This window comes from Acaryochloris marina MBIC11017 (genome assembly GCF_000018105.1).
In the GTDB taxonomy this organism is placed as follows: Bacteria; Cyanobacteriota; Cyanobacteriia; order Thermosynechococcales; family Thermosynechococcaceae; genus Acaryochloris; species Acaryochloris marina.
On record NC_009925.1, the window covers coordinates 2248711 to 2262175 of the forward strand.

The following is a 13465-nucleotide window of genomic DNA, read 5'->3' on the forward strand; positions in this document are numbered from 1 at the left end:
CCCTATTCCCTAGATCTCGGCCTGCAAAGTTCCCAGAGTTATGTCACCCATTTACACACCCAATAACACCCAATTCAGGTGTTGGATTCGACAGGGCATCCCTTTAGACTATTGGCATTCAATTTATCAGAGCCAAGGGCCAACCCATGTCCGCCGCACCCCTATCAATCGCACTGTTGACCTATGCCACAAAACCACGGGGCAGCGTTATCCATACCCTAGAACTGGCGGCAGCGCTTACCGCTTTGGGCCATCAAGTTTATGTATATGCCCTCGATAAAGATGGAAAAGGATTTGAGCGAATCCTACCTCATCCCGTACAACTTATTCCTGCTCAAGCCGCCCCTAGCGATATTGATGCCCTGATCCAGCAACGGATTCAGGAATTTGTAAGTTTCTTAGGAGCACATCCCCATAAACACGATATCTATCATGCTCAGGATTGCATTAGTGTCAACGCTTTAATGCAGCTTCGCCAAACCCAACATCTCCCCCACGTCGTCCGCACCGTCCATCATATTGAAGACTTCCAGAGTCTCTATTTACAGCAGTGCCAAGACCGCTCAATTCGAGACCCCGACTTATGTTTATGCGTCAGTGATTACTGGCAAGAGAGGCTCGTCACTGAGTACCACATCACCGCCCCTCGGGTAACAAATGGCGTTAATTTAGAGCGGTTTTCTCTTATTCCCACTGGACAAGAATCTGTGCTTAAAGAAGCCTTAGGTTTGCATGGATCTCCCATTTATCTGACGGTGGGTGGAATTGAACCGCGAAAAAATTCCATTCGGTTACTCACAGCCTTTGCCCAAGTATTACAGAACAGACCCCAAGCCCAACTCGTGATTGCGGGCGGTGCAACCCTGTTTGACTACCAAGCGTATCGAGACCAGTTTTTCCAGCAAGTCCAGACATTGCAAATTGATATTGGACGATCTCTAATTTTGCCGGGGGTTGTGCCTGATGCTGATCTTCCGGTGCTTTATCGTTGTGCGGATGCCTTTTGTTTCCCGTCTTTGAAAGAAGGATGGGGACTGGTCGTTCTAGAAGCGATCGCATCTGGGTTACCGCTGCTTCTCTCTGACCAACCGCCGTTTACAGAATTTTTAGGTAGGGAACAGGCCGTGTGGGTCAATCCCCAAGATCCTGACCAGATGGCTAAAGGGATGTTGAGCCTTGATCCGACCTACGGTTCTGTATACCTCTCCTCTGCCACCCCAATTTTGGACCAATATTCCTGGCATCAGTCAGCGCTTTCTCATGTGGAACAATATCAGCGCTTACGGGCTAACCACCAGGAATAAATTGAATCATTTGTACCTTGGGATCGGCGAGATCTTGATAGGTCTGAGCCCGAGTTTCCAGAGATTGCAGTTGTCCTAAGGCGAGGCTGCAAGGCATACCATATTTAGCTTTTACTCGGTCGCTGGCAATGGTCAGAGCGGTTTGTGATCGCGCCATAAAGTCACTCAATTCATAGGTACTTCCTGGCTCGAAATAGTCTTTGACGACCAAGGAAGGTGAATAGCAGGTTTCCTGGGTACCGTCGGGCCATTGGATTTGAAAGCGAATTTCTGGCATGGGGCAAAGTGCAAAGGGAGATAAGTGAAACAGATTTCCTGACCTTTACTTTAACGGCGCAGGGGGAGTCGCAAGTTGTACTGGTTGATACAAAGTGAGGGGAGTCTTTTTTATTCAATAAAGAAGTGATCCGTTCTCTTGAGCCATTCCAGCCCCAAGCCACACCTTGCTAAATTCTGTTCAGTTACTCTCCGATCTTCAGGATGTCAATGCGATTGGTCAAAGTATTTCTGGGTGCTTAGAACCAGCAGAAATTGCCCATCGTGTCACTGAAGCGTTGGTCCAGCGTTTTCAATGTGCCTTTGCTCGCATCTGGTTAACGGACACTGATCAGCAAGCTCTGACCTTAGTTGCCTCTTCTGGGCTGTATACCCATACCAATGGTTCTTTTGCCCATGTGCCCATGGGTGCCTATAAGGTGGGCAAGATTGCCCAAAACCGAGTGCCGTTTTTAAGTAATTATTTACCGGATGAACCCTGGGTCAAGGATCGAGACTGGGCAATTGCCAATCAAATTCAAGGGTTTGCCGGGTATCCGCTAATGGCGGGTGATCGGGTGTTAGGAGTCCTGGCCACCTTTAGTCATACTCCCCTCGCTCCAGAATTCCTGGAAGTTCTGCAAATGCTGTGTCTGACGACAACTATTGCCTTAGATGCCGCACTTCAGTCTCAGAGAACGATACCCAAATCTGTGTCTCAAAGTGGGGCAATAGCCCTTTCCGATCAACTGGCAAAGGTGCTCACCTCAACTCAGTTAATGTTGGTGGGCACGGAGCGGGATCTTCCGGCTTCTATGGCCTATGCCCTGCTGCGCGGGGTGGAGCTGTTAACCCAACTGGATTGCAGCTATTGCCGCTTGACCTATGGTGAACAAGCCGTATTGTTGGATGCAATCGCAATCTTCCCCCCTAACATCCGTGAAGATCTGTTAGAGCAAACTGCCTCTCCCTTAGCCGAGCTACAGCGGCTGACTCTGTGGCTGGGAGGGACATTGACTACCCAACCGGACCCCCAAGATCGCGTGTTTGAGCTGACTTTAACGCTGCCCTATGGGGCTGCAACTGAGCATTTCTCCGTGTCCGTCCACTGTCAACAGTCTGTCTTACAACTGGCATTTACCCATCTATGTTTGCAAGCAGGCTTAAATCTGAAAGAAATGACGTCTGCCAAAACAGCAGAATCAAATTGTCAAGAAGTCCTGCTGACAGATCGTCTGGATATCCCATCGTCTAAGTCACCTATCATTTGGATTCAGCATTCCCCTCGGGGGCAGATCCCTGCAGCAGCTCAAGCGGTGGTGACACTGGATATTATTCCTCAGCAACTCTATACAGTTGTGGCTCAAGTTTCGCAAGGCCAAGCGGCTTTGCCTGAGCTAATCGCTCCTACGTTATCCGACCGGGAACAGGAAATTATGCGGTTGTTATCTCAAGGGCTAAGAGATCGCGATATTGCCAACCGATTACATATCAGCGAAAGTACCGTTCGGTTTCACGTCAACAATACTTTGACCAAGTTAAAGGCCAAAAATCGGTATCAAGCGGTTTATGAGGCTACTAGTCGAGAGTGGATTTAGGTGCTCAGTCGTGACTTTAGAACGAGACTGGGCAGACATTCAAAAATAGATATTCAGTGCAAGTATGAGAAGGCGACGCCAGCTCCTGGGACATGATTTATGGATGGTTTCTGGGTTCAATCCCTGGATAAAACGCTGCTTTATTGGGCTAAAAGTTATGCGCTATCAACTTAGCTTAAACCACTTATTATGATGTAAATATTTTTGGCTATCTACTTAGTTTCGATCTAAGCTGCGATGGCCTAATCTTATTTAAATATCGACAATTGAACGTTTTAATAATGGCACCCTGGGTATCCGATCCGCATTCAGGCGGCATAAACATTCCGACTCGACTGAAAGAGCCGATCAAACAACGCATACTGGCCTATGCAGCAAAGCACTATGCTGGCAAATACAATCGGATTGACGTGCGCTTTCGAGGCAAGTTTTGCTATATCGATGCCTACCTAGAATCCGAGGTACCAGCAAAAAATTTTAACGAGGAAGTCTATGGCTGCACGTGGGAAGAGCGGATTGAGTTTTTGAGATCGATACCAACCCATCTGTGCCGTTTGCGCTACAGCGGCGATGCGGAAAAGTGGGCGATGGCATTTTATACCTACAGTAATGACAAGTATGAGCCTTGTGTGTTCAATAACGGTACTTTTAAGGGCACTCCAGAAGAGGCTTTTGAAAGCTCAGCCATGTATCTGCAATAGTGGAAATTTCGGGGTATCAAGATCTGTTCTATTGAATTCTCGGAATAAAGGAATGAGCCGATGAGTGTAAACGGTGCGAATAGCAACGTGAGTGAAAAGCTGCTCGCGGCACTAACCCATGCTGAGCTTCAATCCTTGCTAGATGCGTTGTGGGAAACCGTTCCCTTGGAACAAAGGGAAAGGGCGATTGCTCAACTCTCTGCAGATACTCAAGCCACCATTCGGCAGCTACTCGAACCGCCCCCGCCAGATCAAGCCGAGGCAACAGGTTCTGAACAAACGCTCCCTGTTTCTTTGGCAAAACTATTGCAAACTTGGTCTGGGTTATGGCGAGAATGGGTTGACCTGGTTGATGTTGCTGCAGAAGAAGACGGGCAATATATTGAGCAGGAGGCACGCTGGGAGCCGCCTTATTTTGATGACACCACCTTTGCAGAAGACTTGGATGCGGTGGCTAAGAAAATGCGATCGCACTTGCCCGCAGCTTTTGATCATGGGCTCAATCCTCAACGGGGTTTTGCCACCGATCTGATAGAAGCAGAGACAGACATCAGAGCAGGCATTCCCGAATGGATAGAAATTGTGGATGGTATTTGCTTAGGCACGCATGTGACCCATTGCTTGCTGGCCTGGGAATGGCTAACGATAAAGGCACAAGCACAAGATGCCTTTGCGTTCGCTCAGCAAGTCAGAGAAATAGAAACGGGGTTTTCTGACATGGCTCTAGATGAAGATGAGTTGATCAGGTTCTTGTGGGAGCTACCTCAAGCAGATCAAGCTTGTATCGTGGAGGGTTTGACAGCGAATAAGGACAAACGTTTGTGGCATCAGGTCTTGGAGAAGACCTACTCCCCTTGGCATTTATACTACCTGCAAAAGCTCAACGAGTTCTCCTGATTCTTGAAAACTTGTAGAACGTCAAACTTGCGAGTAATTGCCCCAAATTGTCCCGCTGTTACCCTTCAATACAATTGCTCTTCAAAATTCCTTGGGTTTAAGTCAGGAAAGTGTTCGCAGGCATATCTCATGAGACTGCCAAGTCAATCCCATTATTTGGGTTTCGGTCTTAAATCGCGACCCTAAGCCGGTGGCTCAGCATGATGTTTGATCCAGCTTTTGAGTTCTCTTAGGGCCTGGGCCTCACCGGCCGTTTTGCCCTGTTGCAAAAAGTGATAGAAAACCTCTTTCGGTACCCACGGGAAGGTGGGACTAGCATCAACCTCTCGGTACTGATCCTGCTCAAGCTGGTAGATGGTCAATACTGAGCCGTTAAATCGCCAAAACTCGGGTACACCAAAACTGGCGTAGAGATTATTTTTATCGATATCTGCATGGGTAATATCGACTTCTACTACTAAGTCAGGGGGCGGATCTTTTTCTAAATCAACAGTTCTACCTCGCACGAGGGGTTCATTTTGGATGTAATAGCATTTGTCTGGTTCGGCTCCTTTCTGTAAGGATTGGCGGCGGAGGGTGGTTGAAGCCATGCTTTTAATATTGAGACCGCTGTCAATCACTAGTGCTTTGATAAAGTCGCCAATCACATCACTGGGATTTTCATGGGCTTCTAAAGGAACCATAAATTCTAGTAGACCTAGGTCATAGTGCAACCGCGCAGCTCGATGTTCGCCAAAGGCATTCAGTAATTGTTCATAGGTGTCCCAAGACACATTCATCAAGATGAGGCGCTGCTCAGCAGGCTTTGTGTCGATCGTTTCAGTTACAGGTAGCTGAGTTTGCATGATCTCTAGACTCCTGAGTCTTCACCTCCTCCAGCATAAGCGGTGAAATTTATGTTGCAAAAAAAATCACTCATCTATAAGAGATGAGCGAGAGGAGAGTTTTGATACCCAATGAGAGAGAAGAAATTATGAACAAGCTTCAGGTGCTGAATATGGCATTGTGTTTGGGCGATTAAAAATGAGATCAAAGTCTATGCTTTTCATTGTCTGAACAGGTGTGGAGCCCGTTTGTTGAGTGTAAGCAACCATTTGCTCCACTGGAGAATATGCTTCAGTTCTAAGGGCAGAACCGAGTACTTTGCCTGCGATCGCAAATGAAATAAGGACAAGCATGGGACAACTCTCAACTCACTGGGGATGTCGGTTAACAACAAGGCAACAAATGTATCTTTATGTAAATCAAGATAACATTTATGTAAATAAAGCGCAACATATATTGACATATTATTTTTTTCTTGCTAACCAGTTTTACCTGCGCGCCACAAAAAGAAAGAGTTGACATCTACCTACTAGATGGTAGATATTCAAAATATGGAAAAAAACACTGCCACTCAAATCCTGGATGTTGCTCAAGAGATGGTGCGAAACCGAGGCTATAGTGCCTTTAGTTACGCCGATATCTCCAAGCAAGTCGGGATTCGCAAAGCTAGTATTCACTATCACTTTTCTACTAAAGATGAGTTAGTGAAGGAACTGGTGAAGCGATATCGGGAGGACATGATGCGGGCCTGCGATCGCATCACCCAATCCAACGCCAGTCTTGATCAGCAGATAGTTCAATTTGCCCATCTTTATCGCAATGGTTTAGAAGACAAACAGATCTGTCTCTGTGCCATGTTGGCTGCAGACTATGCCGTTCTTCCCCAACCGGTTCGCGACGAGATTCAAGTCTTCTTTCAGGAAACGGAAACCTGGCTCACCAATCTCCTCCAACAGGGATGCGATGCCCAACTTTGGACCTGTCAGCCGGAGCAGGAAGCTAAAGGGTTAATTGCCCTGCTCCAAGGTGCTCAGTTACTAGCTCGTTCAGCAACGGACAGCACTACCACCTTCGAGCAAATGGTTTATCCCCTCTTAGCAGCCAAATTTCCCAGTCGCTAAATTTTTTTGCTTCACTATCTACCTACTAGTAGGTATTTGAATTAATTCACCAGTCTATCTATAGGAGTTCGTCATGTCTCAAGCCTTTACAGGTCAAAAACTCATCGTTGTTGGTGGCACTAGCGGCATGGGCAAAGCCGTTGCCCGCATAATCCTTGAACAAGGAGGGTCCGCAGTCCTGATTGGTCGCCAACCCGAAAAACTCCATGCAGCCGTTGAGGAATTAAAGGCCTATGGTCCAGTATCAGGTGAGCAAGCTGATATTGCCAACCCAGAAGAGCGTCAAGCTCTGATCGCCCGCCTCAATCAGTCCTATGCCGATGCCACCCTATTAGTGAACGCGGCTGGCGTCTTTCTACCCAAACCTTTTCTGGAGTACGAAGAAGCCGACTACGATCTCTACTTAGAACTGAACAAAGCCACTTTCTTTATTACCCAAGCCGTCGCCCAGAACATCATTAACCACCATCACAAAGGAGCCATCGTCAATGTCGGTTCCATGTGGGCCAAGCAAGCCGTCCAGGCCACTCCATCCTCTGCCTACTCCATGGCTAAGGCCGGACTCCATTCCCTTACCCAGCATCTCGCCATGGAACTAGCCGATCATCATATTCGAGTCAATGCCGTCTCCCCCGCAGTCGTTGCCACCCCCATCTATGAAGGCTTTATTCCCAAAGAAGAGGTCCATGGAACCCTACAAGGCTTTAATAGCTTTCATCCCATAGGTCGCATCGGCACCCCTGAAGATATCGCTGAGACCATTGCCTTCTTACTATCCGACAAAACCAGCTGGGCGACAGGCGCAATCTGGGATATTGATGGTGGCGTCATGGCCGGTCGAAACCAGTACAGCTAGCGTTGCAGACAGTAAACCGAAGAGATAGACACTATGAAAATTCACGCAGATCTAACTGAACGGGCGGTGGTTCATAGCGACGACCTACCCTGGGTGGAGTCTCCCATGCCAGGGGTTCACCGCCGCATGTTGGAACGGGATGGCAAAGAAGTCGCTCGGGCAACCTCCATCGTTCGCTATGCTCCTGGTAGTGCCTTCTCTGCACACACCCACGGGGGTGGCGAAGAATATATTGTTCTGAACGGCGTGTTTTCTGACGAGCATGGCGATTTTGGTCCAGGCACTTATGTCCGTAATCCGGTTGGGTCCAGCCACACCCCCTATAGCCAAGAAGGGGCCACCATTTTGGTCAAGCTCTGGCAAATGGACCCAGCCGATCAGCAGCCGGTGGTGATTGATACGACTCAGGCAGAGTGGGTGCCGGGGTTAGTACCGGGGTTACAGGTGCTACCGCTGCATAATTACGGTACAGAACAGGTGGCCTTCGTGAAGTGGGCACCGGGGACAAAATTCCAAACCCACCAACACTGGGGCGGCGAAGAGATCTTTGTCCTAGAAGGCACCTTTGCCGATGACCAGGGCGTTTATCCTCAGGGGACTTGGCTACGCAATCCCCCCGGCAGCATCCATACCCCCTTTAGTGATGAAGGCTGTCTAATTTACGTGAAAACGGGACATTTAGAGAACATCTACCACCCAGGAGAATCCTCATGATTTCGGTTCAAGTTGCCTCCAATCATTCCCGGTATGGCCAAGATATTTCTATTCGCCATCTAAACCTGGCTGCGGATGAACCGCCTTCCCTAGGGGGGGATGATGTGGGTCCTACCCCAACGGAATTGGTTTTGGCAGGCTTAGGTTCTTGCAAGGCAATCACCCTACAAATGTATGCCGAGCGCAAAGGATGGAAGCTAGAGTCCGTGGCGGTGGAGTTGAGCTACGACTCTGCTGTTCAACAACCCACCATCCAGGCCAAGCTCAGCCTCAGAGGTGACCTAGATGAGAAGCAACGGCAACGGCTCCGAGACATCAGCGATCGCTGCCCCGTGCATAAACTCCTGACTACTCCGGTCGCTATCCAAACGCAACTCACTTAACGCCCTAATCGTTTTAGACGTTTCATCAACAGAAGGAGACTGTAATGGATGCCTGTCGACTCGTGGCCTGTAGTTTTCATGATGAATTAGAAGCCTGGGCCACGCTCCGTCAAGATTGCCAGATCATCTATCGAGATGAGAAAGGCCAAAACCAAACTGTAAACAGCAAAATCATTGATGTCTACGCAGCCAATCAAGCTGACTTTATCAAGCTCCAAGATGGAAGCATTATCCGTCTGGATTACTTAATTTCAGTGAATGATAAACCGATTCAATTTGCCAATTCGCCCTTCTCTTGCTCGTAAGGGCTGGCTAGTTCTGGCATCGTTCATATCTTTGAATCCAATACTGAGAAATCATTTAGGAGACTATCATCATGGCTAATGTCGAAATTTACACTTGGAGTACTTGTCCTTTTTGTCGCCGCGCTAAGCATCTGCTCGACCAAAAGGGGGTGACCTATACAGAATATGTGCTGGATGGTGATGAAACTGCCCGAGATGCCATGGTCGCCCGAGGCACCCAGGGGCGTCGTTCGGTACCTCAGATTTTTATTAATGACCAACATATTGGCGGGAGTGATGCCCTATATGACCTCGAACAGCAGGGCAAGCTAGATGGCTTACTCAACTCATCATTAGCTGGCGCAACCCCACTCAAGCCCTATCAGCGAGGCCGAAATATTTCTGGCACTTGATGAGATGCAGGAGACTGGGAGAGATAATCGGCTATCGACGAGAAGGAAAATGCAACGCCTAGGATTAAGATAATTCCTCGTATGATATTGAGCATCAAATAACGCTCCTGTTGTGGCGTGAGTCGCCGTCTCAAAATGATGCGGAATAGATCATTTCGAGTACGCTCTACTTCTACCCAGAAGGAGATCCAGAAAATGACGAGGATGATGAGCGGTAACACCAATCGATCTTGAGCCGAACCATAATCCATATCCCCAGAAGACAAAAGCAACAGGTGGAAGCCATACCAAAACACAGACCAAAACCCGAAAAAGATCAGCACTGAAGGATGGGGGGTGAGGGTGAGATGAATAACGGTCCCCCCTGCAAATGTTTCAAACCGTCCTTTAATGTAAGGTTCGCTGGCATTTGGACGACCCATGGGAATGCGGCTCATCTTACAACCAGACTGTGTCACTGATCCTTCATAGGGCGCATGGTTAAGGTCATAGGTTGAGCGAAATGTTTTGGGAGACTCTATTTGGGCTTCCAATCTCTCCATCACTGTTTGCAAAGGGGCAGAAGTTTGAATCACAAAGTGATCGCGCGGTACAAGGTGAACCATAGTTGATCACTCACTTTAAAGATTTTGAAACGACAAATGAATGCCAGAGATACTGAGCAGATGCGATTTCAGATGGCGTGATTGTCCAGCAGTAGGTCTACCAAAACGAGGAGCACCCAAAGAGACTGGCTATCTATACCTAACGTTTTCAACAGGTGTCATCTGTCTCGATTCCCAGCAGAGATAACTTTTCAACGATTTGAGGCTGGCTGATGTGCAGCTTCTTTTCAATTCAAAGGTCAATATTGCACGGATAGCGTGCATCAGCGTTGTTTAATGGCGTGTCACATGTCCACCGATGATGTTCAGCAAATCTTTACGACTGCGCTCCACCTCTACCCAGAAACTCATCCAGAAGATGAATAGCACAAATAAAGGCAATCCCAAGACCAGTAAAGCTTCAGAATTAGCCACCTCCCCTGACAAGCCGATTGCTAAAGCACCACTGTAAAAAGAGAGAAACCACATCACTAGAAAGCTCATAACAAAAGGGTGAAGCTTCATAGAGATATGCACGACCGTTCCCCCTGCAGGTGTCTCAAAACGGCCTTTGATTTGGGGAATAAACGAGTTACGTCCCTGGGGAATTCGGTGCATCGTAAAGCCCGATTCTGAAACAGATCCTTCATAAGGGGCATGGTTGCGTTGATAGGACCATCGAAATGCCTTCGGAGCTTCTACATGAGCGTCCAGGCTTGCTATAACGTTTGGCAATGCAACGGGTGTCCGGATGATAAAGCGATCCTGCGGTAAAAGGTGAACCATGATGATCACTCACTTTTAGATTCTTGAAACGACGATTAAATGTCAGGAGTACTCAGCAGGTCCGGTTTCAGGTGGAATATGTTTCTAGACATAGATCTATCCAACCAGAAAGCCGATTGAGAGATGGAACATCTGTGCTGTAGTTCCTAGCCAGATGCAATAGGTATACTCAATTGGCTCTATCAGAGATATTTCTGCTTAGAGGTTACTGCTGATTTACTGCCAGTCGATGCCTTTCAGGTCTGATGGCGATTGGATGTGCTTGCCATCTGGTGAACTGATGCTGGGCAGCTTCTACCCTGACATGCAAAGAAGTAATCTTTTATTCCTCTGATTGCTTCTTCAACATCTATGATCTGGTATCCATGACTTAAATTCAGTGATCGGCATCATACGATGAGTCTCATCTCAGCTAGAACGGCTCGGCACGCAGCAATCAGGGGCGTCAATGGGGTGTCTTTAGAGACATTAGGCTATGGCGAGCATGGCAGGAGCGATCGTCTGCCGTGCAGGTAAGGATGCGACAACGCTAATGTTGAGACAGCCATACCTGTCCTGCAATGGAGACAAATCATGAGTAGCGACTATACGCCCCCCAAAGTTTGGCAATGGGATTCTGAAAGTGGGGGGACTTGGGCCAAGATTAACCGCCCCATTGCAGGGCCAACCCATGAGCAAGACTTGCCCGTGGGTAAACATCCTTTGCAGCTCTATTCCATGGCAACCCCCAACGGCCAAAAAGTCACCATCATACTAGAAGAACTGTTGGCATTGGGTGAGGCTGGGGCTGAATACGATGCCCATTTAATCAAAATTGGAGATGGCGATCAGTTTGGCAGTGGATTTGTGGATGTTAATCCCAACTCCAAAATTCCGGCTCTTGTAGACCACTCCACTTCAACCCCAGCTCGCGTCTTTGAATCTGGAGCTATCCTCCTATACCTAGCAGAAAAATTCGGCCAGCTCCTACCCACAGAACATGCAGCTCGCACCGAATGTTTGTCCTGGTTATTTTGGCAGATGGGTTCAGCGCCCTATCTGGGAGGGGGATTTGGTCATTTTTATAGCTATGCTCCCGCCAAAATTGAATATTGCATCAACCGTTTCACCATGGAGGTGAAGCGCCAGCTTGACGTCCTGAATCGTCATCTTGAAACCCACTCATTTATGGCTGGCGACGATTACTCAATTGCTGATATTGCCATCTGGCCTTGGTATGGCGGGGTAATTCGCAATACTCTATACGATGCCGCAGAGTTTATCGATGCCCCCTCTTATACCCATGTGGTTCGCTGGGCTCAGAATATCGCTGATCGCCCAGCAGTCCAGCGGGGCCGCATGGTCAACCGCACTTGGGGAGCCTTGTCAGAACAGCTCCATGAACGCCATGATGCCGGTGATTTTAATATTAAGACGCAGGATAAGCTTAACCCGTAGCTTTCTCTAGGGGAAATGGACAAAGATCGGTAAATCCTTAGGTAGTATAGTAGACCCCTTGCATGAATCCTGCCTAAAGCTACTGTCTCTTACTCTTTATGGATGGCACTAGCCCCCCCGCCCCCCCAATTCTGGGGGGAGAGTATTGAAAGATAACGTCACGGTTGCCAGCATTCATGGGCCAATCTCACAGACTTGAGGGTGAGTGGTACTTTTGAGCAACGGTACAGGGGGTAAGCGAATTGAGGCTAACGTTCTCACAGCAGAATCGGACAAGATAACGCTGCTCTCCCCCCAGAATTGGGGGGGCGGGGGGGCCATTTATGCAAGACCTCTAGTAAACGCTTTAACGTTTAGATGTTGTGGTGTCTATATGCACAAGGACAACGATATGAATGAGTCATCCAAGCGTTCAACTATTTACTTTGAACCGGAGTTGCATCAGGCATTACGTCTCAAAGCAGCATCGACTGATCGCACGGTATCGGATCTCGTGAATGAGGCCGTCCGTCTAGCCTTACAGGGCGATCAAGAAGATCTAGCGGTCTTTGATGAGCGAGAAACAGAGTCTACGATGACTTATAAAGAACTGCTCAATGATCTTAAAAGCCATGGCAAACTATAAGGCCGTTTTCAAGTGATCCGTTGCCAAAGATCTGCACCGTATTTCTAATCAGGATATTGCTAGAATTCTCAGTCGGATTGAATCTCTTGCTATTGATCCACGGCTAGGTGCAGAAAAACTGTCAGAGCAAGAGAGAGCTTGCATCCGACAAAGCGTTTACCGAATCATTTACGAGATTGTAGACCAAGAATTAATCGTAGTTGTTGTTAAAGTTGGCCACAGACGCGATGTGTACAAGAATCGCTAATAGCGCTTTCAGGTAATTTCAGGAGAGAGTGATGGCTGGAACAGATATTAAAACTCATCCTATTCATCTGGGGTTGGGTGCAACGGCAGAAACTGAACCCGTATTTACAGGGTCGATGGAATGGTACATCGACTATGCTAAACGCCATGATTCTGACGGTACCGAAGGGCGCTTAGTTAGTATGCATTCTTTCTCAGAAGCTTGGGATGTTTGGGAAATGCATCCGCAGGGTAGTGAGGTCGTCATGTGTATTACGGGAACGATAACGCTGCATCAAAAAGAGGCAGAGGGTTCTGTGACCACCACCCTCAGTCCTGGTGAATATGCCATTAATCAGCCTGGTGTTTGGCATACCGCCGATGTCGAAGAAGAAGCGACGGTGTTATTTATCACTTCTGGTATCGGCACCCAAATTCGGCCCCGGTAGATTGGCAC

General features: G+C 48.0%; 18 protein-coding genes. 14 read left to right on the top strand and 4 right to left on the bottom strand.

Features of this window, described 5'->3' with window-relative positions:
• The first annotated feature begins 146 nt into the window (after positions 1–146).
• Complete coding sequence (locus AM1_RS10045; protein ID WP_012162727.1) at positions 147–1304, top strand: MSMEG_0565 family glycosyltransferase; 1158 nt, start codon at positions 147–149, stop codon at positions 1302–1304.
• On the opposite strand, the gene AM1_RS10050 is transcribed toward AM1_RS10045, so the two are convergent.
• Entirely contained in the window at positions 1288–1581 is a 294-nt protein-coding gene (locus AM1_RS10050) for an MSMEG_0570 family nitrogen starvation response protein (protein WP_012162728.1), read from the bottom strand. The two genes, AM1_RS10045 and AM1_RS10050, sit on opposite strands and share 17 nt — an antisense overlap.
• A 166-nt stretch (positions 1582–1747) precedes the next feature.
• Between AM1_RS10050 and AM1_RS10055 the strand changes: the two genes are divergently transcribed.
• From AM1_RS10055 to AM1_RS10065, 3 genes are all read left to right on the top strand, one after another.
• Positions 1748–3157: a LuxR C-terminal-related transcriptional regulator gene (locus tag AM1_RS10055; protein WP_012162729.1), complete on the top strand. Its 1410-nt coding sequence runs from the start codon at positions 1748–1750 to the stop codon at positions 3155–3157.
• A 281-nt stretch (positions 3158–3438) separates the two neighbouring features.
• Positions 3439–3858 carry a hypothetical protein gene (locus tag AM1_RS10060; protein WP_012162730.1) on the top strand — a complete coding sequence of 140 codons (420 nt, stop codon included), beginning with the start codon at positions 3439–3441 and terminating at the stop codon, positions 3856–3858.
• A 60-nt stretch (positions 3859–3918) separates the two neighbouring features.
• Entirely contained in the window at positions 3919–4755 is an 837-nt protein-coding gene (locus AM1_RS10065) for a hypothetical protein (RefSeq protein ID WP_012162731.1), read from the top strand.
• 182 nt (positions 4756–4937) lie between these two features.
• Here the strand turns inward: AM1_RS10065 and AM1_RS10070 are convergent, their stop codons facing one another.
• The gene (locus AM1_RS10070; protein ID WP_012162732.1) at positions 4938–5600 is read right to left on the bottom strand and encodes a Uma2 family endonuclease; all 663 of its coding nucleotides are present in this window, start codon (positions 5598–5600) and stop codon (positions 4938–4940) included.
• Between the two features lie 531 nt (positions 5601–6131).
• Here AM1_RS10070 and AM1_RS10080 point away from each other — a divergent pair.
• The 6 genes from AM1_RS10080 to grxC all read left to right on the top strand — a co-directional run bounded on the left by AM1_RS10080 (position 6132) and on the right by grxC (position 9351).
• A complete protein-coding gene (locus tag AM1_RS10080; protein ID WP_041660847.1) occupies positions 6132–6701 on the top strand; it encodes a TetR/AcrR family transcriptional regulator in 570 nt (189 codons plus the stop codon).
• Positions 6702–6774: 73 nt separating this feature from the next.
• Entirely contained in the window at positions 6775–7557 is a 783-nt protein-coding gene (locus tag AM1_RS10085; RefSeq protein ID WP_012162735.1) for an SDR family NAD(P)-dependent oxidoreductase, read from the top strand.
• Between the two features lie 33 nt (positions 7558–7590).
• A complete protein-coding gene (locus tag AM1_RS10090; protein WP_012162736.1) occupies positions 7591–8271 on the top strand; it encodes a cupin domain-containing protein in 681 nt (226 codons plus the stop codon).
• The gene (locus tag AM1_RS10095) at positions 8268–8654 is read left to right on the top strand and encodes an OsmC family protein (RefSeq protein ID WP_012162737.1); all 387 of its coding nucleotides are present in this window, start codon (positions 8268–8270) and stop codon (positions 8652–8654) included. The genes AM1_RS10090 and AM1_RS10095 overlap by 4 nt, the downstream gene beginning before the upstream one ends.
• A gap of 44 nt (positions 8655–8698) precedes the next feature.
• Positions 8699–8959, top strand: a complete 261-nt coding sequence (locus tag AM1_RS10100) for a hypothetical protein (protein ID WP_012162738.1) — start codon at positions 8699–8701, stop codon at positions 8957–8959.
• Between the two features lie 71 nt (positions 8960–9030).
• A complete protein-coding gene (gene grxC, locus AM1_RS10105; RefSeq protein WP_012162739.1) occupies positions 9031–9351 on the top strand; it encodes a glutaredoxin 3 in 321 nt (106 codons plus the stop codon).
• On the opposite strand, the gene AM1_RS10110 is transcribed toward grxC, so the two are convergent.
• Together AM1_RS10110 and AM1_RS10115 are read right to left on the bottom strand one after the other, a co-directional pair.
• Positions 9321–9956, bottom strand: coding sequence for a hypothetical protein (locus AM1_RS10110; RefSeq protein ID WP_012162740.1), 636 nt, complete (start codon positions 9954–9956; stop codon positions 9321–9323). The two genes, grxC and AM1_RS10110, sit on opposite strands and share 31 nt — an antisense overlap.
• A gap of 273 nt (positions 9957–10229) precedes the next feature.
• Entirely contained in the window at positions 10230–10721 is a 492-nt protein-coding gene (locus tag AM1_RS10115) for a hypothetical protein (RefSeq protein WP_012162741.1), read from the bottom strand.
• Positions 10722–11294: 573 nt separating this feature from the next.
• On the opposite strand from AM1_RS10115, the gene yghU reads away from it, so the two are divergent.
• The 4 genes from yghU (at position 11295) to AM1_RS10130 (ending at position 13457) form a co-directional block, all read left to right on the top strand.
• Positions 11295–12158 carry a glutathione-dependent disulfide-bond oxidoreductase gene (gene yghU / locus AM1_RS10120; RefSeq protein ID WP_012162742.1) on the top strand — a complete coding sequence of 288 codons (864 nt, stop codon included), beginning with the start codon at positions 11295–11297 and terminating at the stop codon, positions 12156–12158.
• 391 nt (positions 12159–12549) lie between these two features.
• Entirely contained in the window at positions 12550–12783 is a 234-nt protein-coding gene (locus AM1_RS10125) for a ribbon-helix-helix domain-containing protein (RefSeq protein ID WP_012162744.1), read from the top strand.
• Between the two features lie 31 nt (positions 12784–12814).
• The gene (locus tag AM1_RS38650; protein ID WP_261891573.1) at positions 12815–13030 is read left to right on the top strand and encodes a type II toxin-antitoxin system RelE family toxin; all 216 of its coding nucleotides are present in this window, start codon (positions 12815–12817) and stop codon (positions 13028–13030) included.
• 31 nt (positions 13031–13061) lie between these two features.
• Entirely contained in the window at positions 13062–13457 is a 396-nt protein-coding gene (locus AM1_RS10130) for a cupin domain-containing protein (RefSeq protein ID WP_012162745.1), read from the top strand.
• The last annotated feature ends 8 nt before the right edge of the window (positions 13458–13465 follow it).

Bases quoted from the DNA above. Each gene is read 5' to 3' on its own strand.
- yghU (WP_012162742.1), top strand. From the start codon at position 11,295: ATGAGTAGCGACTATACGCCCCCCAAAGTTTGGCAATGGGATTCTGAA.
- AM1_RS10125 (WP_012162744.1), top strand. From the start codon at position 12,550: ATGAATGAGTCATCCAAGCGTTCAACTATTTACTTTGAACCGGAGTTG.
- AM1_RS10050 (WP_012162728.1), bottom strand. From the start codon at position 1,581: ATGCCAGAAATTCGCTTTCAAATCCAATGGCCCGACGGTACCCAGGAA.
- AM1_RS10080 (WP_041660847.1), top strand. From the start codon at position 6,132: ATGGAAAAAAACACTGCCACTCAAATCCTGGATGTTGCTCAAGAGATG.
- AM1_RS10110 (WP_012162740.1), bottom strand. From the start codon at position 9,956: ATGGTTCACCTTGTACCGCGCGATCACTTTGTGATTCAAACTTCTGCC.
- AM1_RS10115 (WP_012162741.1), bottom strand. From the start codon at position 10,721: ATGGTTCACCTTTTACCGCAGGATCGCTTTATCATCCGGACACCCGTT.
- AM1_RS10095 (WP_012162737.1), top strand. From the start codon at position 8,268: ATGATTTCGGTTCAAGTTGCCTCCAATCATTCCCGGTATGGCCAAGAT.
- AM1_RS10065 (WP_012162731.1), top strand. From the start codon at position 3,919: ATGAGTGTAAACGGTGCGAATAGCAACGTGAGTGAAAAGCTGCTCGCG.
- AM1_RS10085 (WP_012162735.1), top strand. From the start codon at position 6,775: ATGTCTCAAGCCTTTACAGGTCAAAAACTCATCGTTGTTGGTGGCACT.
- AM1_RS10045 (WP_012162727.1), top strand. From the start codon at position 147: ATGTCCGCCGCACCCCTATCAATCGCACTGTTGACCTATGCCACAAAA.
- AM1_RS10090 (WP_012162736.1), top strand. From the start codon at position 7,591: ATGAAAATTCACGCAGATCTAACTGAACGGGCGGTGGTTCATAGCGAC.
- grxC (WP_012162739.1), top strand. From the start codon at position 9,031: ATGGCTAATGTCGAAATTTACACTTGGAGTACTTGTCCTTTTTGTCGC.
- AM1_RS10130 (WP_012162745.1), top strand. From the start codon at position 13,062: ATGGCTGGAACAGATATTAAAACTCATCCTATTCATCTGGGGTTGGGT.
- AM1_RS10060 (WP_012162730.1), top strand. From the start codon at position 3,439: ATGGCACCCTGGGTATCCGATCCGCATTCAGGCGGCATAAACATTCCG.
- AM1_RS10100 (WP_012162738.1), top strand. From the start codon at position 8,699: ATGGATGCCTGTCGACTCGTGGCCTGTAGTTTTCATGATGAATTAGAA.
- AM1_RS10070 (WP_012162732.1), bottom strand. From the start codon at position 5,600: ATGCAAACTCAGCTACCTGTAACTGAAACGATCGACACAAAGCCTGCT.